At 44.9% G+C, this 22,277-nt stretch carries 23 protein-coding genes; 6 read left to right on the forward strand and 17 right to left on the reverse strand.

Translation table 11 applies throughout. The features are described 5' to 3' along the window. Positions 1 to 350 precede the first annotated feature (350 nt). Positions 351 to 1,145 carry a cytochrome c biogenesis protein CcsA gene (gene ccsA / locus AAHK14_RS12035; RefSeq protein WP_194092707.1) on the reverse strand — a complete coding sequence of 265 codons (795 nt, stop codon included), beginning with the start codon at positions 1,143 to 1,145 and terminating at the stop codon, positions 351 to 353. Positions 1,146 to 1,256: 111 nt separating this feature from the next. Between ccsA and ffh the strand changes: the two genes are divergently transcribed. Beyond that, positions 1,257 to 2,810 carry a signal recognition particle protein gene (ffh, locus tag AAHK14_RS12040; RefSeq protein WP_065256300.1) on the forward strand — a complete coding sequence of 518 codons (1,554 nt, stop codon included), beginning with the start codon at positions 1,257 to 1,259 and terminating at the stop codon, positions 2,808 to 2,810. A gap of 297 nt (positions 2,811 to 3,107) precedes the next feature. On the opposite strand, the gene pyrF is transcribed toward ffh, so the two are convergent. From pyrF to AAHK14_RS12080, 8 genes are all read right to left on the reverse strand, one after another. Continuing rightward, on the reverse strand, positions 3,108 to 3,818 hold the full coding sequence (gene pyrF, locus AAHK14_RS12045; RefSeq protein WP_065256301.1) for an orotidine-5'-phosphate decarboxylase: 711 nt from the start codon (positions 3,816 to 3,818) through the stop codon (positions 3,108 to 3,110). 24 nt (positions 3,819 to 3,842) lie between these two features. Further along, positions 3,843 to 4,241 carry a LapA family protein gene (locus AAHK14_RS12050; protein ID WP_065256302.1) on the reverse strand — a complete coding sequence of 133 codons (399 nt, stop codon included), beginning with the start codon at positions 4,239 to 4,241 and terminating at the stop codon, positions 3,843 to 3,845. 8 nt (positions 4,242 to 4,249) lie between these two features. Beyond that, positions 4,250 to 4,588, reverse strand: coding sequence for an integration host factor subunit beta (locus AAHK14_RS12055; RefSeq protein WP_167346510.1), 339 nt, complete (start codon positions 4,586 to 4,588; stop codon positions 4,250 to 4,252). Positions 4,589 to 4,771: 183 nt separating this feature from the next. After that, the gene (rpsA, locus tag AAHK14_RS12060; RefSeq protein ID WP_156065151.1) at positions 4,772 to 6,445 is read right to left on the reverse strand and encodes a 30S ribosomal protein S1; all 1,674 of its coding nucleotides are present in this window, start codon (positions 6,443 to 6,445) and stop codon (positions 4,772 to 4,774) included. 157 nt (positions 6,446 to 6,602) lie between these two features. After that, positions 6,603 to 7,292: a (d)CMP kinase gene (gene cmk, locus AAHK14_RS12065; RefSeq protein WP_065256304.1), complete on the reverse strand. Its 690-nt coding sequence runs from the start codon at positions 7,290 to 7,292 to the stop codon at positions 6,603 to 6,605. 250 nt (positions 7,293 to 7,542) lie between these two features. Beyond that, positions 7,543 to 8,022: a tRNA adenosine(34) deaminase TadA gene (gene tadA, locus AAHK14_RS12070; RefSeq protein WP_065256321.1), complete on the reverse strand. Its 480-nt coding sequence runs from the start codon at positions 8,020 to 8,022 to the stop codon at positions 7,543 to 7,545. Between the two features lie 199 nt (positions 8,023 to 8,221). Next, entirely contained in the window at positions 8,222 to 8,941 is a 720-nt protein-coding gene (ung, locus tag AAHK14_RS12075) for a uracil-DNA glycosylase (protein WP_065256305.1), read from the reverse strand. A 78-nt stretch (positions 8,942 to 9,019) separates the two neighbouring features. Then, positions 9,020 to 9,976 (reverse strand): RDD family protein, encoded by a 957-nt coding sequence (locus AAHK14_RS12080; protein WP_065256306.1) that lies wholly within the window; start codon positions 9,974 to 9,976, stop codon positions 9,020 to 9,022. Positions 9,977 to 10,144: 168 nt separating this feature from the next. Here AAHK14_RS12080 and corA point away from each other — a divergent pair, with 168 nt between their 5' ends. Then, complete coding sequence (gene corA, locus AAHK14_RS12085; protein ID WP_083108262.1) at positions 10,145 to 11,365, forward strand: magnesium/cobalt transporter CorA; 1,221 nt, start codon at positions 10,145 to 10,147, stop codon at positions 11,363 to 11,365. Positions 11,366 to 12,231: 866 nt separating this feature from the next. Then, entirely contained in the window at positions 12,232 to 14,409 is a 2,178-nt protein-coding gene (locus tag AAHK14_RS12090; protein WP_194092586.1) for a CHC2 zinc finger domain-containing protein, read from the forward strand. On the opposite strand, the gene AAHK14_RS12095 is transcribed toward AAHK14_RS12090, so the two are convergent. From AAHK14_RS12095 to ispF, 8 genes are all read right to left on the reverse strand, one after another. Then, on the reverse strand, positions 14,406 to 15,359 hold the full coding sequence (locus AAHK14_RS12095) for an AEC family transporter (protein WP_065256308.1): 954 nt from the start codon (positions 15,357 to 15,359) through the stop codon (positions 14,406 to 14,408). The genes AAHK14_RS12090 and AAHK14_RS12095 overlap by 4 nt on opposite strands. An 8-nt stretch (positions 15,360 to 15,367) precedes the next feature. Beyond that, positions 15,368 to 15,526 carry a DNA cytosine methyltransferase gene (locus tag AAHK14_RS12100; protein ID WP_172823643.1) on the reverse strand — a complete coding sequence of 53 codons (159 nt, stop codon included), beginning with the start codon at positions 15,524 to 15,526 and terminating at the stop codon, positions 15,368 to 15,370. Continuing rightward, complete coding sequence (mnmG, locus tag AAHK14_RS12105) at positions 15,523 to 17,409, reverse strand: tRNA uridine-5-carboxymethylaminomethyl(34) synthesis enzyme MnmG (protein WP_065256309.1); 1,887 nt, start codon at positions 17,407 to 17,409, stop codon at positions 15,523 to 15,525. The genes AAHK14_RS12100 and mnmG overlap by 4 nt, the downstream gene beginning before the upstream one ends. Positions 17,410 to 17,518: 109 nt before the next feature. Then, entirely contained in the window at positions 17,519 to 17,839 is a 321-nt protein-coding gene (locus tag AAHK14_RS12110) for a hypothetical protein (RefSeq protein ID WP_065256310.1), read from the reverse strand. Then, positions 17,836 to 18,183, reverse strand: a complete 348-nt coding sequence (locus tag AAHK14_RS12115; protein WP_065256311.1) for a hypothetical protein — start codon at positions 18,181 to 18,183, stop codon at positions 17,836 to 17,838. The genes AAHK14_RS12110 and AAHK14_RS12115 overlap by 4 nt, the downstream gene beginning before the upstream one ends. A 72-nt stretch (positions 18,184 to 18,255) precedes the next feature. Then, positions 18,256 to 18,591: a Grx4 family monothiol glutaredoxin gene (gene grxD / locus AAHK14_RS12120; protein ID WP_065256312.1), complete on the reverse strand. Its 336-nt coding sequence runs from the start codon at positions 18,589 to 18,591 to the stop codon at positions 18,256 to 18,258. Between the two features lie 52 nt (positions 18,592 to 18,643). Then, the gene (locus AAHK14_RS12125) at positions 18,644 to 19,210 is read right to left on the reverse strand and encodes a cysteine hydrolase family protein (RefSeq protein WP_065256313.1); all 567 of its coding nucleotides are present in this window, start codon (positions 19,208 to 19,210) and stop codon (positions 18,644 to 18,646) included. Between the two features lie 75 nt (positions 19,211 to 19,285). Next, entirely contained in the window at positions 19,286 to 19,771 is a 486-nt protein-coding gene (ispF, locus tag AAHK14_RS12130) for a 2-C-methyl-D-erythritol 2,4-cyclodiphosphate synthase (protein WP_065256314.1), read from the reverse strand. A 119-nt stretch (positions 19,772 to 19,890) separates the two neighbouring features. Between ispF and mnmA the strand changes: the two genes are divergently transcribed. From mnmA to AAHK14_RS12145, 3 genes are all read left to right on the forward strand, one after another. Continuing rightward, positions 19,891 to 21,045 (forward strand): tRNA 2-thiouridine(34) synthase MnmA, encoded by a 1,155-nt coding sequence (mnmA, locus tag AAHK14_RS12135; protein ID WP_065256315.1) that lies wholly within the window; start codon positions 19,891 to 19,893, stop codon positions 21,043 to 21,045. Between the two features lie 266 nt (positions 21,046 to 21,311). Beyond that, positions 21,312 to 22,085, forward strand: a complete 774-nt coding sequence (locus AAHK14_RS12140; RefSeq protein ID WP_065256316.1) for a TonB-dependent receptor plug domain-containing protein — start codon at positions 21,312 to 21,314, stop codon at positions 22,083 to 22,085. Next, the gene (locus tag AAHK14_RS12145; protein ID WP_156065153.1) at positions 22,082 to 22,231 is read left to right on the forward strand and encodes a hypothetical protein; all 150 of its coding nucleotides are present in this window, start codon (positions 22,082 to 22,084) and stop codon (positions 22,229 to 22,231) included. Before AAHK14_RS12140 ends, AAHK14_RS12145 begins: the two co-directional genes overlap by 4 nt. Positions 22,232 to 22,277: the final 46 nt, after the last annotated feature.

The following is a 22,277-nucleotide window of genomic DNA, read 5'->3' on the forward strand; positions in this document are numbered from 1 at the left end:
TTTTTGGTATAATATTTATTTAAAAACAGGGGTATTGCACATTTTTCAAGGAAGAGATGAAGTTTGACAATCATTCTATCAAGCAAGTTTTTATTATGAAAAACAATCCGACCACTTAATCATATAAGTTTTAAGATTTGCATTTAGCTTTTTTAAGTTAAGTGGTTAGATAGCCATTTTTCATGCAAAAACGGTTGATTTGTTTACAAAGCCTTTTGAATTATAAATGGTGTTATTAAGGGCAGGTAAACCCTAGTTATATCTTTAAATAGGCTTGCAGGGACAAATTGTAATTTACTCTGTGATAAAAGATTGATTTTTGTGCAAATAATTACCCTATATAACCCAATTTATTTTAAAATCAGCTCCAACACCACCTTTGACCCCACAAACCCGATGGCAAGCAGGATAAAGCCATAAATGGCAAAATTGGACGCTTTTTTACCCCGCCAGCCAAAACGGTAATGCCCCGCAATAAACACCCCGAACACGAGCCACGACAGCACACTAAACACAAGCTTATGTGCCACATGCTGAGCCATGATGTCATAAGTGGTCGCCAGCCCAAGCCCAATGGCAACACTTAAAATCACAAAGCCCATGAGTATCATATCAAACAGCAGGCTCTCCATGCTCTGCAAAGACGGCAATTTGGCAACCCAAAAGCGGTGTATCGTCTGGTGCTTTAATTCACGGATTTGTAGTCGCAAAATCACCGCTTGCACGCACGCCATCAGTAGCACGCAGTACGCCCCAAACGACAGCAGGATGTGCGTTTGTAGTCCCATGTTCATGTCAGTAATCGGCTGATATGGGGCTTGCCCAAACTCACCAAAACTCATGCCAATAATGGCGGTCGGCACGGCAAGCACGCCTAGGCTCAGAATGGGGCGATACAGACTAAACAGCACAAAAAAGATAAGGCAAAACAGCCCTGTTAGACTAAGGACGTTAAAAATGTTAAAATTAAGCCCGTAGAGCGTGATGATTTGTGGGGCGAGTATCACGCCATGCAAGATGATGGCGATGGTTAGGGCGGATAACGTGGCGGTCTTAAAAATTGGCTTATTTTTAACCAAAGCGTGATACAGATGAAGCCCCACCCCTGCATAAATCATCACGCCAATCAGGTATAAAACGAACACAACCACCCCTTTATCATAAAAATTGGTATAAAATATGCAATAATAATAGCATAATTTTTAAATTTAGCATAAAATAACCCAAATTTTTCTATTAATTTTTTGGAACTCATCATGTTTGACACCTTAACCGAACGACTCTCTGGCACACTTCATAAACTGGCAGGTCAAAGCACCCTAACCGAAGACAACATCAAAGACACCTTGCGTGAAGTGCGTATGGCACTCCTAGAAGCGGACGTGGCACTGCCTGTGGCTCGTGATTTTGTCGCCAAAGTCAAAGAACAAGCCCTTGGGCAAGAAGTGCTAAAAGAACTCGCCCCTGGTCAAGCCTTTGTCAAAATCGTCTATGACGAGCTGACCGAGATGATGGGTTCGGCAAACCAAGGCTTAGAGATGACAGGCAAACCGCCTGTGGTCTATCTGTTGGCAGGCTTGCAAGGGGTAGGTAAGACCACCACCGCAGGTAAACTTGCCAAGTTCCTACAAGACAAACAAAAGAAAAAAGTCATGCTCGTGTCGGCAGACGTGTATCGCCCTGCCGCGATTAATCAGCTTGAATTTGTCGCAGGGCAAGTGGGGGCGATGTTCGTACCATCGAGCGTAAACGAGAATCCGATTGACATCGCTCATCGTGCCATCGAACAAGCCAAAATCCAGTTTGCTGACATTCTCATCATCGACACCGCAGGTCGCCTTGCCATCGATGAAGCGATGATGACCGAAATCAAAGAGTTGACCGCTGCTGTCAATCCTACCGAGACTTTGTTTGTCGTAGACTCAATGACTGGTCAAGACGCTGCCAATACCGCCAAAGCCTTTAATGACGCCCTGCCACTAACAGGCGTGATTTTGACCAAGACAGATGGTGACGCTCGTGGTGGTGCCGCTCTGTCCGTGCGTGTGATTACTGGCAAGCCCATTAAATTTTTGGGTCGTGGTGAAAAACTAGAAGCCTTGGAGCTGTTCCACCCCGAGCGTATCGCCCAGCGTATTCTTGGCATGGGGGACGTGTTGTCATTGGTCGAAGAAGTTGAAAACAAAATCGACCGTGACAAAGCCGAACGCATGGCGAAAAAAATCCAAAAAGGCGGTGAGTTTGACTTAGAAGACTTATTGACCCAGTTCCAACAGATGAAAAACATGGGGGGCATGGCAGGATTTTTGGACAAAATGCCGGGCATGAGCGGAGCAAACATCCAAGACGCACTCGCCCAAGCCAAACCCGAAGAGAAAGTCAAAGAAATGGAAGCACTCATTCATTCCATGACGCCCTTTGAACGCCAAAACCCCGACAAAATCACCCCAAGCCGTAAACGTCGTATCGCCGCAGGTTCGGGCAAACAAATCCAAGACGTCAATGCCCTGCTAAAACAGCACAAGCAGATGGCAAAAATGATGAAAATGATTAGTCGCCCCGATGGTATCGAGAAAATGATGAAAGCCGTGCAGGGGCTGACTCGTGGCATGTCTGGCAGTGGTGGCGGTCCTTTGTTTGGTGGCAACAAACAACAAGAGTTTGCCAAAATGACCAGTGACATTCATGACATGGGCGTAGACCCCAGCACCATCAATCTGGGCATGAGTGAAGAGCAAGTTCGCCAAAAAATGAACGAACTACAAAATGCCAGTAATGCAATGGGCGGTAAGTTTAAAAAGCGTTTTTAATCTTGCCTAGTACACACAAAAACACCGCCATGAGCGGTGTTTTTTATTGGCAAAGTTAAATTGATAAAGTTAAAATAAATAAGCTTAATCATCAAATACAAAATATTGAAATGATGTGTTTTACACCTAAAAACTTTAAAATTACCACAAACGCAATGATATGTGGATTGTAGGGGCGTGCTGTGCACGCCTTATAAAAACAACACCATCAAAGGGTTTGCTCAGCCCTAAAAAACCCGTGGCAAATATCAAGTTCATTAGATATAATTAACAACACCAAAGTATTGATAAACAGCCTTAAATCATCTGTAAAATCTTAGCCAATTTCTGTCTTGGCTCATCAGCTTGAGTAATGGAACGCCCAATCACCAAATAATCCGAACCATTGTCCAAGGCTTCTTTGGGCGCACAAATGCGTTTTTGGTCGTCCTTGCCATCGTCAGGCAGGCGAATACCAGGGGTAATGAGTTTAAACGCCTGCCCGAACGTAGATTTTAAAAGCGATGCTTCTTTGGCGGAGCAGACCACCCCATCAAGCCCTGCACGATGAGTCAGACCCGCCAGTCGCATGACATGCTCATCTAGCGTGCCTTGCACCCCAAGCTCACCGAGTACGTCTTGCGTCATGGATGTTAGCACCGTCACTGTGATGAGCAGGGTATCATAACCACCGTCATTTAGGCGAGTCTTACACAGTGCCATCGCATCAGAGCCGATAGATGCATGCACATTCACCATCCACACACCCATGTCGGCAGCCGCCAAGACCGCCTGAGCTGTGGTGTTAGGAATATCATGGAACTTTAAATCCAAAAAAACTTGAAATCCACGCTCATGAAACGCATCCACCACATCTCTGCCACAGGCAGTAAACAGCTCTTTGCCCACCTTTAAACGACATAAACTCGGGTCTAAGCTGTCCGCAAGTGCCAAAGCCGATGGTAAATCATGCTTGTCCACCGCAACGATGATGGGGGATGTAATTGGGGGGCGTGTATTTATTTGCATGGTTATTCGTCTTAAAAGTAATGATTATAAAGAACGAGTATCAGACAGGGGGCGAGTGTCGGATTCTATGGTTGTGACGGTCTGCTCAGGGACGGTAACTTTAGTTTCGTCTGCTAAGATATGCGACTGGCGAGAATGCTCAATCACGACATTGGCTTCGTTCAGTTTAGCTTGTAGCTCTGCTTTTTCTTTGTACAAACGGCGGATTTCTAATTTGTTTTGTAGCACCCTAAATAACAGCACCGACAACAAGATACCGATGAACACCCCCAAAGCAATGGTTAGGACAAGCAATAACCCTAAATTGGTGGTTGGCACCTGCGAGAACAGCAGATTGACCGCAATTTCGCTGTTATTGGCAAGCACCAAGGCGATGGCATACCCAAAAAACAGCACCAACAAAACAATGATAAATAAAGACATAAGCCACCTTATCTGTTATGGATATCTACGAGCTCACGCAGTGCTTTACCGGGTTTAAAGTGTGGCACGGCTTTGGCTTCTACATCCACATATTCGCCCGTTCTGGGGTTGCGAGCTCTGCGGGCATCACGATGATGCAAACAAAAACTACCAAAACCACGAACTTCTACTCGCTCGTCTTTGGCTATGCTATACGTCATCATATCCAAAATCTCACGCACCGCTTCATCAACTGCCATCTCTTCTAAATTATCACATTTAGATGCCACATTTGCAATCAAATCTGACTTTTTCATCACATCTTCGCTGTTATGGCTAGACTTGTTCTCTTGCTTGATTTCTTGCATTTTTTCACCTTTTGAACCACACCTTACTCAAATTCACAACAAAATTACCAATGAGCAAGGTTCAAGTTAAAGTGTAATCATACCGCAATTTTACCAAAAATAAAATCAATTTTTTGTTAATTTTCAAATATTTAATCCAAAAAAAGACCTTGAATTACTTCAAGGTCTTTGATAAATCAGCGATTAGCCTTTTAGTTGGTCGGCAAAGATGTCGCCCAAAGTTTTTGGCTGATTTTCAGTGGCTGCATTTGACAGCTCTTTTAGTGCTTGACGCTCATCGGCTTCGTCTTTGGCTTTGATGGACAAAGTGATGTTGCGAGCTTTACGGTCAGCACGAACGATTTTGGCTTCTACTTCGTCGCCCACGTTTAGTACTTTTGATGCGTCTTCGGTACGCTCACGAGCGATGTCGGCAGCGGCTAGGTAGCCTTCTACGTCATCCGCTAGGGCGATAACTGCACCTTTGGCATCTACTTCTTTAACTGTACCTTTAACGATGGCACCACGCTCATTGGCAGATAGGTATTCGTTAAATGTGTCAGAGTTAAGTTGTTTAATGCCTAGGCTGATACGGTTACCTTCGGCATCCACTTGTAGCACTTGGGCTTCTACGGTGTCGCCTTTGGTGTAGCTACGGATGGCTTCTTCGCCAGACTCATTCCAAGAGATGTCAGACAAGTGAACCAAACCATCAATACCACCTTCTAGACCAATGAACAGACCGAAGTCAGTGATTGATTTGATGGTGCCAGTGATTTTATCGCCTTTTGAGTATTTCTTATCAAACTCTTCCCATGGGTTTGGCATGGTTTGCTTGATACCTAGGCTGATACGACGACGCTCGCCATCGATTTCAAGAACCATCACATTCACTTCATCGCCCACTTGGACAACTTTTGATGGGTGAATGTTTTTGTTGGTGTGATCCATTTCAGAAACGTGTACCAAACCTTCAATACCTTCGGCAATCTCAGCAAAACAGCCATAATCAGTTAGGTTAGTTACGCGAGCTTTGGTGATGGTGCCAACTGGGTAAGTTTGCTCAACTTCGCCCCATGGGTCAGAACCAAGCTGTTTTAGACCTAGGCTAACGCGGTTACGCTCACGGTCGAACTTCAATACTTTAACTTTAAGCTCTTGACCCACTTCTACCGCTTCTGATGGGTGCTTGATACGCTTCCACGCCATGTCAGTGATGTGTAGTAGACCGTCGATACCGCCCAAATCAACAAACGCACCATAATCAGTTAGGTTCTTAACGATACCTTGAACTTCCATGCCTTCTTCTAGTTTGGCAAGCAGTTCATCACGCTCAGCACTATTTTCAGCTTCCATAACGGCACGGCGAGATACCACGATGTTGTTACGAACTTTGTCAATCTTGATGACTTTAAATTCTAGCTCTTTGCCTTCTAGGTGAGTGGTCTCACGGATAGGACGTACATCAACCAAAGAACCTGGTAGGAACGCACGCACAGAACCAATCTCAACCGTAAAGCCACCTTTAACCTTAGATGAGATAAGACCAGTAACAATTTCGTCATTCTCATGAAGTTGTTCAAGTGCACGCCAGCTTTCTTCACGTTTTGCTTTTTCACGAGAAAGCACTGTTTGACCCATGCCGTTATCAACTTTTTCGATAACCACGTCCACAGTGTCGCCAACAGCAACTTCAAGCTCGCCTGCTTCGTTTAGAAACTCGCCACGCTCGATGATGCCTTCTGATTTCAGACCTGTGTCCACGGTAATCCAGTCGTTGTCAATCGCAACAACCTGACCTTGGATAACTGCACCAATTTCAACTTTTACTTCGTTTGCATTGCTTTGTTCAAACAGTTCAGCAAATGATACCATTATGTATACCTTAAAAATAGCCGTAGCCTGTCCAGTCAGTACGGTTCAGATGATTGCCAGTCGTTTGCGATACTGGTTTTGGCAAATGATAGGCAAATAAAAAATAAAACGGCAATATTATAGCAAAGTTTTTGGATAAATGCACACCTTTTTTGATGATTTATAATTTGCCCTGTGCAAACGCCAAAATCTCATCAAATACATCATCTGCCGATTTGTCCGAACTGTCAATCACAAGGGCATCCACGGCAGGGCGACTGGGGGCAACGGCACGGTTTTCGTCTCGCTCATCTCGCTCGATAATGTCCGCCAAAATCGCTTCATAATCCGCCACTTTGCCCGCCGTTTGTAGTTGTAGCACCCGTCTGTCGGCACGAGCCTTGGCACTTGCGGTCAAAAATACCTTGACAGGGGCATCAGGGAAAATCACCGTCCCCATGTCTCGCCCGTCCGCCACCAGTCCTGCTCTGTCTTTTGCCATGTTTTTTTGTAGGTCAAATAAAGCTGTTCGCACGCTTGGTAATACAGCGACACGGGACGCATATCCGCCCACGATTTCGTTGCGAATGTCGTCCGTTAGGGGGGTATTATCCACTAGGATTTCCACCGTTTTTGTGGCGGTGTTGGGGCGAAAAGATAGGTTTAAAGACTGGGTTAGTTTAGCAACTTTTTGCTCGTCAATTTCCGCATTTTCAAGCAAGCCGTTTTTAAATGCCATTAGTCCAACAATGCGATACAACGCACCGCTGTCTAATAGCTCAAAACCAAAATGCTCGGCAAGGCGATATGCCACCGTGCCTTTACCTGCACCCGAAGGGCCGTCAATGGTGATGATTTTTGGGGTTGTCATGGGGTTCTCTTTTTATAAAATACATTGGAATTAGGTGATAATTGCATTTTATCATAGGGCGAATTGCAATTCGCCCCTACAAAAAACACAATTATAAATAAATTTTGGTCAAATAATAATTTTAAAATATCATAAAAATTTAATCATTGAAAATCATATTTTGGGCGAATGTGATTTACCCCTACAATATCAATTTTTTATAATAACATTAAATTAAAATGCCATAAAAACAGAATTAAAAATACAAAAATCAATTCTCGCCATTTAACCGATTTTCAATTTTCGCCTTTTTCTTATCGGCTCGTCTTTGTTTAAAAAATTGGCTTAACATCATTGAACTTTCATTTGCCAACAGTCCGCCTTGAATATTGATGATGTGATTATAAAAAGGCTCTTTGGCAAGGGTTAGTTGGCTTACCACCACCCCTGCCTTTGGCTCATACGCCCCAAACACCACACGGCTGACACGAGCATGAATGAGCGAGCCAAAACACATGGTACACGGCTCTAACGTAACATACAGCGTACTGCCAATGGGCAAGCGGTAATTTTGCACGCTTTGGCACGCCTGACGCAAGGCGACAATCTCGGCATGGTGCGTGGGGTCGTGCGTGCTAATCGGGCAATTAAAGCCTTCGCCCAAAATCTGCCCGTCATGCACCACCACCGCCCCCACAGGTATCTCGCCACACTCCGCCCCACGTCTGGCAAGGCTTAAGGCATGGTTCATCATGGCGACATCGACAGGCGACCAAAATTTTAATAAGCTAAAATTTATTGGTTTAGCTTTGTTATTTTGATAAAAATTTTGATGGCACTTTAAACGCATTAAACAAATTTTCCGTACGAATCGTTTTTAGAATTTCCCACAGTTTTCAACAGCCTAGATGTGTCGGTTCGAGTCTGACCACTGATACCAAATTCAATAATTACTGTGGCAACGCCCAATCAATCGCCCCTTTGCCGTGTCTCACTAGATAATCATTGGTTTGCGAAAACGGACGAGAACCAAAAAATCCGCCACGGTTCGCCGATAAGGGGGACGGGTGATTGGCGGTCAAAATCAAGTGGCGAGACGTGTCAATAAACCGCCCCTTTTTCTTGGCATAACTGCCCCACAGGATAAAAACCGTGCGGTCGGTTTGGCGGTTGATGACATCAATAATAGCATCCGTAAATTCTTCCCAGCCTTTGCCTTGGTGCGAACCTGCTTGCCCATTTTCTACTGTCAATGTGGCGTTAAGCAGTAGCACGCCTTGATTTGCCCAATGGGTCAAATCGCCATGAGCCGAGACGGGAATGCCCAAATCGGTCGCTAATTCCTTTAAAATATTGGCAAGGCTTGGCGGCTTGGGAATGATTTTTGGTACGCTAAACGACAGCCCCATGGCTTGCCCTGCCCCATGATAGGGGTCTTGCCCAAGTATCACAACTTTGACGGCTGATAAGGGCGTGGTATTTAAGGCGTTAAAAATCAAGGGCTTGGGCGGATAAATGGTTTTGCCTTGGGCATATTCATTTTGCAAAAAAGCACGCAAATTATCCATAACGGGCGATAATAATATATCCGCTAAGGCAAATTTCCAATCATTGGGTAATTGCACTTTGTTTAAAGCGGTTAATTGGTCTTGGGTGAGATTGGTATTCATGATTGCTATATTAATGATTTAAATGGTGCGTGATACGCACCCTACCTATTTATAAAAATATTTATCAAATAATTTCATTTATTTTTTGGTTTTATCCAATTGCGAAGGTTTGGCTTTTACCGTTAATGTCTTAGTCATTTTATCATGCCAGCCTTGTTTTTTCTCATTGGCTTTTGCCATACCATAATTTACCGCAAGCATTCCCATCGCAGGTAGTCCCGACATGATACTCGCCCCAATCGCATAAACCACAATCAAAAACAACGTCCGCATAAACACAAGCGTGCCAAAACTGGGTAATTTGCCTGTTTTTTCGTCCACGACACGAATGCCCATAACCAGTTTGCCAAATGATTGCCCACGCATGATAATAAGCAAAAGCTGAATGCCAAGCAACGCCAAAAACATAAGATTGCTTATCATGACCGTGGTCTTTGACACTTTATCCACCAAACTTTGACTATATGCTTGCAAGGCTTGATAATCTTGGGCATGGCGTGCTATCTCATTGACATCCACCACCTGCATGAACGCCATAATGAGTGGCAACAGTGCCAAGATATACAGTGCCACATTAATGGCAAATGCCGAAAAGCGAGCCAAAATACTGGCATACTCTATCGTACCGTCATCTTTTGGCACGCTTGCCACACGCTCTTTCGTACGGGTATTTGGCTCAGTCCGTTTTGGCTCGTCATTCTGACTGGCGTTAGGGTCTTGTATGGGTTTACGCCCATAGAGTTCGGCAACCGACACCCGCTTTTGCTCAGGCTTGTCTTTGACAAAATCAACATTATCGCCAAAGCCCCGCTGTTCGGGCTTGGCAGTGGGGGGCGTTGGGCTGGGCGGGGTTTGCACAGACGGCTGATAAGTATAGACCCCGCCTGTCATCTGCCCGACCGTCTGCCACTCGCTCATGCCCGTGTGCCACATCAGGTCAGTCAAGGCAACTTCGCCCGATAGGAGCATGCGGTTTAGTTCATCTAAGCTATAAGGTCCTGCTTGGACGTTGTTTCGTGCTAGGTAGATTTTCATGTTGTCATATCAAGGTTAAAATTTGGCTTATTTTACCACTTTTAGCCCCCCATTAGCCACAAAAAACCATGAAATTTTGTTTATGCCGACCAACAATTTTTGCCACAACAAGGCAAATCTTGCTATAATATCGCATTTGCTTATTTATTTTGATTTTTAGGGGACGGCATGCCACACACCACGCCTACAACAAAAACACCCACCACACCCCTACAAGAAGAGCTGTTTGAACCTGCCGATTTGCCCAGCGAGCCTGATGACGACCTAAATCTCCACGACGAAGAAGACAGTTACATCTACGGCGACGCTGACGCCACCGATGAAGACACCATCGAGACCATGACGGTCTATGACCCCGATGCTGACCGTTTTGAAGACCTAGAAGAGAACTCAGGCGACAACGAAACTGTCGTCTGCTACGCCTACTCTCGTAAGACGGGCGAGCCTGTTGCCACACTCGCCATCGATGAAGTCAGTCGCCAACTAACCAACAACAGCCAGTTCATCTGGCTTGGGCTACACGACCCCAGTTTTGAGACGGTCAAGGAAGTCCAAGACGCCTTTGATTTGCACGAACTTGCCCTAGAAGATGCCTTTGCCGACCACCAACGCCCCAAAGTCGAAAGCTATGGCAACGACACCATTTTCGTGGTCGTGCGTACTGCCAAGCTCGAAGACAACTACATCCGCTATGGCACGACCGCCATTTTTATGGGCAAAAACTTCATCATCAGCGTACGGCGTGGGGCGTCCAACTCCTACACCCCCGTGCGTGAGCATTGCCACAGACGACCCGAGAAACTTCGCCTAGGCCCGATTTTTGTCCTGCACGCCATTTTGGACTTTATTGTCGATAACTACCTGCCGATTACCGACCGTTTGGGCAACTATTTGCGTGAGCAAGAACGTAACATTTTCTCGTATGAGTTTAGCAAATCCACCCTAAAAAGCCTGTACGAACTAAAATCGCAACTGGTACACATGCGTGCGGTGATTCTACCCGTCCAAGACGTGTGTAACTTTTTTATCAACCACAAAAAAAACGAGCTGGTCTCCGCCTTTCCTGCCGCCGCCAAGCCCTATTTTCGGGACGTGAACGACCACCTGCTCCGCTCCATTGATGCGGTGAACGGTCTTAACGAGATGCTCTCAGTCGCCATGGACACCTACATGGCAATGGTCACCATGGGACAGAACGACGTGGTGCGAAAACTCGCCGCTTGGGCAGGTATCGCCGCCGTGCCGACTGCCGTGGCGGGGGTGTACGGCATGAACTTTGATTTCATGCCCGAGCTTCATTGGAAATACGGCTATTTTATGGTCATCGGCACGGTCTTGACGGTGTGCTTCTTTTTATATTATAAATTTAGAAAAGCAGGTTGGTTATAATAATGATAATTATTTACCGCTTGGAAAATTGAAATTGGAAAATTGAAATTGGAAAATTGAAATTGGAAAATTGAAATTGGAAAATTGAAATTGGAAAATTGAAATTGGAAAATTGAAATTGGAAAATTGAAATTGGAAAATTGAAATTGGAAAATTGAAATTGGAAAATTGAAATTGGAAAATTGAAATTGGAAAATTGAAATTGGAAAATTGAAATTGGAAAATTGAAATTGGAAAATTGAAATTGGAAAATTGAAATTGGAAAATTGAAATTGGAAAATTGAAATTGGAAAATTGAAATTGGAAAATTGAAATTGGAAAATTGAAATTGGAAAATTGAAATTGGAAAATTGAAATTGGAAAATTGAAATTGGAAAATTGAAATTGGAAAATTGAAATTGGAAAATTGAAATTGGAAAATTGAAATTGGAAAATTGAAATTGGAAAATTGAAATTGGAAAATTGAAATTGGAAAATTGAAATTGGAAAATTGAAATTGGAAAATTGAAATTGGAAAATTGAAATTGGAAAATTGAAATTGGAAAATTGAAATTGGAAAATTGAAATTGGAAAATTGAAATTGGAAAATTGAAATTGGAAAATTGAAATTGGAAAATTGAAATTGGAAAATTGAAATTGGAAAATTGAAATTGGAAAATTGAAATTGGAAAATTGAAATTGGAAAATTGAAATTGGAAAATTGAAATTGGAAAATTGAAATTGGAAAATTGAAATTGGAAAATTGAAATTGGAAAATTGAAATTGGAAAATTGAAATTGGAAAATTGAAATTGGAAAATTGAAATTGGAAAATTGAAATTGGAAAATTGAAATTGGAAAATCCCCATCTCTTTATTTGATACACACATGAGAATCCCTGACACCACGCTCGAACGACTAAACTCATCTGCTGACTTGGTCGCCATCATCAAAAAACACACCACCCTAAAACCTGCTGGGCGTGAGTTTAAGGGGTGCTGTCCATTTCATGGCGAAAAAACCCCGTCATTTTATGTCAATCCCCAAACCAACCTATACTACTGTTTCGGCTGTGGCGTCAAAGGCAACCCCATCACCTTTTTGCGTGAATTTGAACGCATGACTTTCAAAGAAGCGGTTGATTATCTGTCCGAACAAACAGGCATAGAACTGCCCAAAGACGACAAATTCGCCCAAAAAATCCGCTACACCAAAAACAAAACCCCAAACCCCAACAGCCAAACACCCCAAAAGACAAACCAAGGCAATACAGACAACTCAAATACCCAACCAACCAACCCATCCATTCATCATGATAATACCGCTCCATCAGTCAATGATAATTATCCTGATTTTGCCGATAATTTTAATGACGGTTATGATAATGATTTTAACACCAACTTTAACACTGACTTTGACAGTGGTTTTAATGGCGGTTATAACGACAACCATAACAACCCCCCTTATCAAGCGGATAACACCCCTTTTAATAGCACCAATCCGCCATATCACACTCCCCAAAATGGCGAAGGGGATTTATACACCCTGCTGTCCGCCATTGCCCAGTTTTATCAAAACATGCTCCATCAAAACCCCACGGCAAAGGCGTATTTTGTTTCACGGGGGTTAAGCGATGAGACGATAGCCACGTTTGGTTTGGGCTATGCTCCGAGCGGTTGGCAACATTTGGAGCAGGCTTTTCCCCATGACATCGAAGGCTTGCGTATTCTAGGACTGGTCAGAACATCACAAAAGGGGCGGGATTTTGACCTGCTACGAGACCGTGTGATTTTCCCCATCAAGGACAGACAAGGGCGAGTGGTCGGTTTTGCGGGGCGGTCGCTGGGCGATGAGATGCCCAAATACATCAACTCATCAGAGTCGCCCGTATTTAGCAAACAGCACATCCTATATGGGCTGTACGAAGCCCGCCAAACCAAAGCAACAAGCTATCTCATGGTAGAAGGCTACATGGACGTCATCGCCCTGCACCAAGCAGGGATTTATGGGGCGGTCGCTCCGATGGGAACGGCAGCCAATGACAAGCAAATTGCCGGACTGTTAAAATATAACGACACCCTAACACTGTGCTTTGATGGCGACACCGCAGGACAACGGGCGGCATGGCGAACCCTAGAAGTTGCCATGCCTGTGTTGCCTGATGGTAAGACCTTAAAATTTCTCACCCTGCCCGATGGTCATGACCCCGACACCTACATCAAGGCTCATGGGGCAGATGCCATGCACACCCAAATCACGCACGCCCAAAGCATGGCGGATTATATCCATGGCGTGCTACAAAACCGTTATGATTTATCCCTACCCGAAAATAAAGCCCGAGTGGTCGCTGAACTAAAAGAACTGACCGCCAAACTGCCCAAAGGGTCAAGTTTTAGATGGTGGCTCAATAACGACTTCTGGGCGAGACTCAGTGGTAAAAACAACAAACAAACCGCTCGGGACACCGCCAACTACCACCAAGAGACGGATAGTAGCACTCAGCTGTATCTGTGCCTGCTCTACGCCCCCCACATCATCAAAGACAACCCCCTAACCGCCCTACTGACCAGCTCTGGCGTGGCGGATGCCCATAAGCCGTATCTGGCTCACTTAGAACGCCAAGGGCTGTCCGTGCCTGCTCTGCCCGACTGGCAAGACATTGATACTGATTTGGCGGAGTTGGTTCGCACCATTGACATGATTTTGGGCATGGCGGACACAGGGGCTATCGCTCAGTTTGATCTACATGACAAATCGGCACCCGCCATCGACGGCAAGGCTCATCTTATCATGGCAAGCCTGCCCAATGTGGAGCTACAACACCATCTTAGCAGGCTGTGGCGTGAGTTTTTCTATCTGAACCAACATCATTATTTGGAACAAATGGCACTGCTGTTTAACGAACTTCTGTGCCAACGCCTCCAAAATGTACTAAAAAAACAAGGCGAAAATGCCAAAAATATCGTCTTGTCCGAGATTTATAAACGCCGCCTACACACACTCATCGCATGGGACAGTCAGCACACCAAGGCAGATGTGGCAACATTGATAGAAAAAAGAGTCTAAACCCATCCCAAACCTCTAAGCCACGCCATGCCCACCGCCATGCCAATCATCCCAAAGACTGCCGTAAACCCCAAAATATTTGCTGCCAGTACATCATTACCGCCCATCGCCTTTGCCATCACATAGCTTGCGGCAGCTGCTGGGCCTGATACCATTAAAAATAACACACCAAATTGTAAAGGTTCTAAGGCAAATGCCACACCCACACCCACCGCCAAAAGTGGTGCAATGACAATACGCCCAATGCTTGCCTGCATGGACACACCAGACAGTCCCAGCATGGATTTCACATCCAGCGTCGCCCCTGCACATATCAAGGCAAGCGGTAGGGCAATGTTTGCCATCAGCTCACCTGTTTTAGCAATCGGTGCAGGTGGTAAGGGCAAACCAAGTGCTTTATAAATAAAGGCAGACACCAATGCAATGATGAGTGGATTTTTAACAATCTTGATGAGAATGTCCCAACTTTGAACCGACAATCCTTTAATACTGCTCGTGCGTGATAAAGTGATGACCGCCAAAACATTACATAAAATGGTGATGACCCCCACATACACCGCCCCCACGCTTGTTCCTGCCACCCCATAAGCATTGGTTGCCACTGACAGCGAGATAATCGCCATGTTAGAGCGAAACACTCCCTGCACAAATACGCCCTTATCACGCGCCTGCTTGATGAATATTTTGGCATACGCTTCTGCCCCAAAAAACAGCACAAAAGTTGTAACAACCCCTGCCATGATGAGTGCCAACTGCTCATCATAATCCACATTATTTTTTATCACACTAAAAAACAGCAGACATGGCAGAGCAAAATTAAAGACAATGTTGGACGCTGTGTCAATAAAATGAGTGTTGATTTTGCCCATTTTTTGTAGATAAAAACCCAGCCCCATCAAGGCTAGGTTTGGAGAGACAATCATCAAGGCAAAGCTTATGGCATCTAACATCACATTCCTTAATCTGCCAACTTATGTAGCAAACCCAAACTTAATACCTGCTCAAAGCCCAAACGAATACCACCAATGCCTGCAAATAAATCAATGGCTTTTAAGTAAATTTGGGGGTGATTTTGTCCAAACTCAAAAGATATTTGCTTCATATCACGCTCAATCATGTCATCACTGCTTGTGTTTTTTTAAGTTTCTTTATCGTCATCGCCAAAAGACTGACCGCCGCAGGGGTAACGCCACTGATGCGACTTGCCTGCCCAAGCGTTGTCGGGCGGATTTGGCTTAATTTTTGGACAATCTCATTGGATAAACCAGACACACTGGCATAATCAAAATCAAGCGGTAAGAGCGTATTTTCAAGACGCTTCATTTGCTCAATCTCATCATTTTGACGCTCAATATAACCTTGATATTTAACACTTATCTCAATCTGTTCACCCACCTTAGCACTCACTGTGCTGTCTGACACTTTGGCAATGTCATCAAAGGTGATATTTGGGCGTTTTAATAAATCCAGTAACGAATTTTCTTTGGTCAAAATCTCACCTGTGTTTGCCATAAAATCTTGACCAATGGCATTATTTGGGGTCGCCCAAATGTCTTTTAGGCGGGCAGTTTCACTGGCGATAGACTCCATTTTTTGACTAAATCTCGCCCAGCGTTCATCGTCCACCAACCCAAGCTCTCGTCCGATGGCGGTCAAGCGTGCATCAGCATTGTCCTCACGCAAAATCAGGCGATGCTCGGCACGGCTTGTGAACATACGGTACGGCTCTTTGGTGCCATGGGTAATCAAGTCATCAACAAGCACACCCAGATAAGCCTCGTGTCTTTGTGGTGTCCACGATGCCTTGCCAAGTGCCATGCGTCCTGCATTTAGCCCTGCCAATAACCCCTGTGCCGCCGCCTCTTCATAGCCTGTTGTGCCATTGATTTGCCCTGCAAAATACAAACCGTCAATGGATTTGGTTTCTAGCGTAGGTTTGAGATTTTGTGGGTCAAAATAGTCGTATTCAATGGCATAACCTGGACGGGTAATGTGGGCGTTTTCAAGCCCTTTCATGCTATGGATAAACTCAATTTGCACATCAAACGGCAGGCTTGTTGAAATGCCATTGGGGTATAGCTCATGCGTGGTCAAGCCCTCAGGCTCAATAAAAATCTGATGACTGTCTTTGTCGGCAAAGCGATGAATCTTATCCTCAATACTTGGGCAATAACGGGGCCCCACCCCTTCAATCTTACCGCTAAACATGGGTGAACGGTCAAGGTTGGCACGGATAATGTCATGCGTGCGTTCGTTGGTGTGGGTGATATAACAGTTGATTTGGCGTGGGTGCATGGCAAAATCACCCATATAACTCATGACAGGCAAAGGTGTATCGCCTGACTGCACGGTCATCACGGAGAAATCCACCGTACGAGCATCAATGCGAGCAGGTGTGCCTGTTTTTAGGCGTCCAACAGGCAGTTTTAATTCACGCAAACGGTCAGCAAGACGAATGGCGGGCATGTCGCCTGCTCTGCCACCACTTTGATGGTCTAAGCCCACATGAATCACCCCACCCAAAAATGTCCCTGATGTCAGCACCACCGCACGAGTATTTAGACGAATGCCTGTGGCTGTTACCACCGCCACCGCACGAGTATTTTCAACAATGATATCATCCACAGATTGCTGAAAAATTGTCAAGTTTGGCTGATTTTCAAGCGTGTGGCGAATGGCTGCCTTATATAAAATACGGTCAGCTTGGGCGCGTGTGGCTCGCACTGCTGCCCCTTTACGGCTGTTTAGCACCCGAAACTGAATGCCTGCCTTATCGGTTGCGAGTGCCATCGCCCCACCAAGCGCATCCACCTCACGCACCAAATGCGATTTGCCAATACCGCCAATGGCAGGATTACAGCTCATCTGTCCGAGTGTCTCAATGTTATGCGTGATAAGTAGGGTATTAGCACCCATGCGAGCGGACGCAAGAGCGGCCTCTGTGCCTGCGTGTCCGCCACCGATGACGATGACATCAAATGTTTTGGTTAAAAAGCTCATAAGTATACATTCTTTAAAAAAGCCGATTATTTTAGCATAATTTTAATCATTAATCATATTAAACATTAAAAAGAGCGTATCAACGCCCTTATATTTTATCAGAATTTTATCAGATTTTATCCAAATACTTTAATTGCATCTCTTTTGGCATTTTGTCAATCAAAGATAACTTCATCTGCTTATCCGCGCCATTTATCACCATGTCAATAAGTGGCACACCATCAAAAGGCAAATCATCCACTTTTTGGGCAAAGACCGCCAAATAATACGCCCCATTCACATCATTATCCGCCATAACTCTATCATACACCGCACAAAAGGCGGATTCACTTGCTCCATTATTGGCAATCAGCCAATGAATCGCTCTCAAAGCGGTATTTGGCTTTTGGCAAAGGCTGATGATTTGCTCAGAAATGTTTGGCATGTTCATGAAAATACACCGCTTTCTTGTCGGATTTGTTCTAACATCTCTTGATTGACCAGCATGGATAATGAATTATTAAGTTCACCCCCAAATTCACTGACCATTTTTATTAACGGCTGTATGTCTATGGGACAATTTGGCTCTGATATGGCCTGTATGATTCGCACCAAATAATAAGCCGATTGCACATCCATGTCTGCACAAATTCGCTTGTAAATAGCACAGATGGCATCTTGTTCAACATTTTCGTATTTTATCCAATATGCCAATGCGGTCAATGCTGTGTCAGGTGTTTGGCACAACTCTACAATTTGTTGACTGTTTTTATGAATAAAACCTTCATCAAGCATCACATTACCTTACTGCTTATGATTTATGGTTATCAATAAAAATCGGTTATTTCAAATAACCGATTGTCTCCATCACACTTCTGGGCTATACTCTTCAATCAGTGGCTTTAATTCGCCCGATTGGTACATTTGTAGGATAATGTCGCTACCGCCAATCAGTTCGCCATTTACCCATAGCTGCGGGAAGGTTGGCCAGTTGGCGATGAGTGGCAAGGTGCTACGGATTTCAGGGTTTTCTAGGATATTGACAAAAGCAAAGGGTCTGCCAATTTGGGTCAGCACCTCTACTGCACGTGCTGAAAATCCACATTGGGGAAACTGGGGCGTGCCTTTCATATACAGTAGGACAGCATGGTCTTTGATTTGGTTTTCAATTAAGGTTTTGGTTTCTGGGTTGATGTCGGTCATGGTTCGCTCCGATTTGAGAAATTTGGGTTATTATGGGGGCAAATGGCAATTTTTACAAGGTGTATTTATGTAAAAGTTCAGCACTTGTAAGTACAGTGGCAAATTCACCATGCAAATTGGCAAGACTGATTTCATGGACAAGCTGACTGTCAAATCGCTCGCCAGTTGCTCCCATTCTATCAAAAGTCGCTGTGCCATCGGATACCACAAAAGTGGTAAAGCCCAAATTAGCTGCCATGCGTGCGGTTGTGGATACACAGTGGTTGGTTGTCAGCCCAACAAGAACAAGCGTATCAATGCCCGCTTTGGTCAGTTGCTGCTGTAAATCTGTGCCAATAAAACCGCTATTGACATGCTTTGTAATGACAGTTTCATGAGCTTGGGGCTTAGTCAGTTCAATCCAATCAAAACCTTGATGTGTGGGGTGTAAGCGTGATTGGGGCGTGGTCGATGAATGACGAATGTGAAAAATGGGCAAATCTTGCTCTCGCCAATGGCTAAGTAGTTCAAAACAAACCTGCTCACAGTTTGGGTTGTTGCGATTGCCACCCCAGTAGGCTTCATCATAAAAGCCTTGTTGTAAGTCAATGAGCAATAAAGCGGTATTTTTAGCAATCATTTAGACTCCATATTTATTTAGACCCCATATTTATTGTCAATGACAAAAACAAACCAAACAAACACACCACTGTTTTTAATAAGCATGGTTTTTAATAAGCAGCACCGTCGCACTTGCCCAAATGCCCTCACTACGCCCTATCCAGCCCATTTTTTCGTTGGTGGTTGCTTTGATACTCACACAGTCCACACCCACATCAAGCACGCCTGCAATGGTCTCACGCATGGCGGTGTTGTGTGGGGCGATTTTTGGACGCTCGCAAATGACTGTCATGTCGGCATTGCCAAGCGTATAGCCGTGAGATTTGACAAGCTCATAGACGTGCTTTAATAACACTTTACTATCCGCCCCCTTAAATGCAGGGTCGGTATCGGGAAAATGCTGTCCGATGTCGCCCAACGCCAACGCCCCCAAAAGTGCGTCTGATAAAGCATGAAGTAGCACATCACCGTCCGAATGAGCCTTAATGCCGTGCGTGTGGGGAATTTTAACACCGCCAAGCGTTACAAAATCGCCTGTGGTAAAAGCGTGAACGTCTATGCCTTGACCGATTTTTATCATGATTGAGCCTTTTTGATTTGTCTTAGTTTATCTTGGTTTAGAGCAGATAAGGCTTGTAAAATAATTAGCAAGCCTTATATAATGGCAAGTTTACCACAATTTTATAACAAGAGACAATCATGACCCCCTACCGCCTATCCGATGTCGCTCAATTTCACGGCAAAAATCCCAATCAAATCAAAGTCATCGTTGGTATGTCTGGCGGTGTGGACAGCTCGGTGTCGGCAGTCCTTCTAAAAGAAGCAGGCTTTGATGTCGAAGGCTTGTTTATGAAAAACTGGGAAGAAGATGACGGCACCGAATACTGCACCGCCATGACCGACCTAGCCGATGCCCAAGCCGTTGCTGACAAAGTAGGCATACCGCTCCACACCGCCAACTTCTCGGCAGAATATTGGGACAATGTCTTTGAGCATTTTTTGGAAGAATACAAAGCAGGTCGCACGCCAAACCCTGATATTTTGTGCAACAAAGAAGTCAAATTCAAAGCCTTTTTGGATTACGCCTTGACACTTGGGGCGGACTACATCGCCACAGGGCATTATACTCGCCGTAGCTTTGAGACGGACGGACAGGCAAGCCTGCTTCGTGGACTCGACACCAACAAAGACCAAAGTTATTTTTTGCACGCAGTGGGGGGCGACAAAATCGCCAAAACCTTATTCCCTGTGGGCGAGCTTGAAAAAAGCGAAGTCAGGGCAATCGCTGAAAAATACGAACTTGCCACCGCCAAGAAAAAGGACTCAACGGGCATTTGCTTTATTGGCGAGCGTAAATTCAAAGACTTTTTGCAAACCTACCTACCCGCCAAACAAGGCGACATTTACACCGATGACGGCGTAAAAATTGGCACGCATGACGGTCTCATGTACTACACGCTTGGACAACGTGGGGGCATTGGTATTGGCGGTGTGGCAAACCGCCCCGAAGAGCCGTGGTTTGTCTTGCACAAAGATTTGGTAAATAACCGCCTAATTGTCGGACAAGGGCATGACCACCCTTGGCTACAATCCACCGAGCTGACCGCCTATAAACTAGATTGGGTAACAGGCGAACCACCCCAAATCCATGAAAACGGACTAAAATGCACCGCCAAAACCCGCTACCGCCAACCTGACCAAACTTGCACTGTCTTTGCCACCGACACAGGCGTGCGTGTGGTCTTTGATGAGCCACAACGAGCCGTAACCGCAGGGCAATCGGTGGTGTTTTATGTTGATGACGTTTGCTTGGGCGGGGGCGTGATACAAGGGACGAATGCAAGTCAGAAATAAAGGGTTGGGTAATTACCCCCTATTTCCACCCAACATACTCACCATTCCACCACCTAACACCCCACCCAATACCCCACAGCCGAAATGATGACGTCATTTCGGCTTTTTATGCGTCTTTATTTTTAAAAATAATAATTATCATTTTATAGAATAATTGATAACGATTATTCATTGTGTTATCATAATTATGTTACAAAAATGATATGTTTTGTAATAATTAATATACATTTGTAAACATTTATTGTACTCGCTTATTAGGGATTTTTATGCACTACCTTACTCATCATTTATTCAGACAACCCTTTAAACCCAGTGCTTTGGCATTGGTTCTACTGCCAGCCATGGCTTGTGCCAATGTCAATGACGACGACGTTGCACAGGATGACACAAGCACGCCGACGGTCATGTTAGGGCATGAAACCATTCTCATCTCTCGCCAACCCAAATCTACCACCACAGGCATCGCCCTATCCCAAAAAGACACACCCCAATCGGTTGCCACCGTCAGCAAACAAGAACTCCAAGAACGCAACATCAGCGACCTAACCGAAGCGGTCAAAACCACCATAGGCGTGAATGTCGTCAAAGACCAGTCCCGTGTCCGCTTTCAGTCTCGGGGCTTTTATATGGATCAGCTCTCCGAAGACGGCATGAGCCAAAACCTAGGCGGACGCTCGGGCTACTCGGACAAAATAGACGTATCCACCATGACTGACCTTGCCATTTATGACCGCATTGAAGTGGTGCGTGGGGCGACAGGTCTCACCCAAGCCAACTCCGAACCGGGCGGTACGATTAATCTTGTGCGTAAACGCCCCACCCATGATTTTCATCATGCAGGTGAGCTGTCGGTAAACAGTTGGGGGTCGGTGCGTGGTATGCTTGACGTGTCAGGCGGTCTAAACACATCAGACAGCGTGCGCGGGCGAGCGATTGTCGTTCATGAGGACAACCAATCTTTTAAAGACAGAGTAGAAGGCAAAAAGACACTCGGCTCGGGCAGTGTGGAATTTGACATTGGCGACAATGCCACGCCATGATAGGAGCAACTTATCAGCACACCAAAGACATGCCTGATTTTGGTGGGGTGATTTTGCCGTGCGTGCAGACCAACCGTTGGGCGAGCAAATGCGAAAATGACGGATTACAAGACTTTGACCACAAAACCTACCTTGGCATGAACTAGAACAAACATGACCTTAAAAAGAAAAACTATTTTGCCGATGTTAAAT

The organism is Moraxella sp. K1664 (genome assembly GCF_039693965.1).
Taxonomy (GTDB): domain Bacteria; phylum Pseudomonadota; class Gammaproteobacteria; order Pseudomonadales; family Moraxellaceae; genus Moraxella.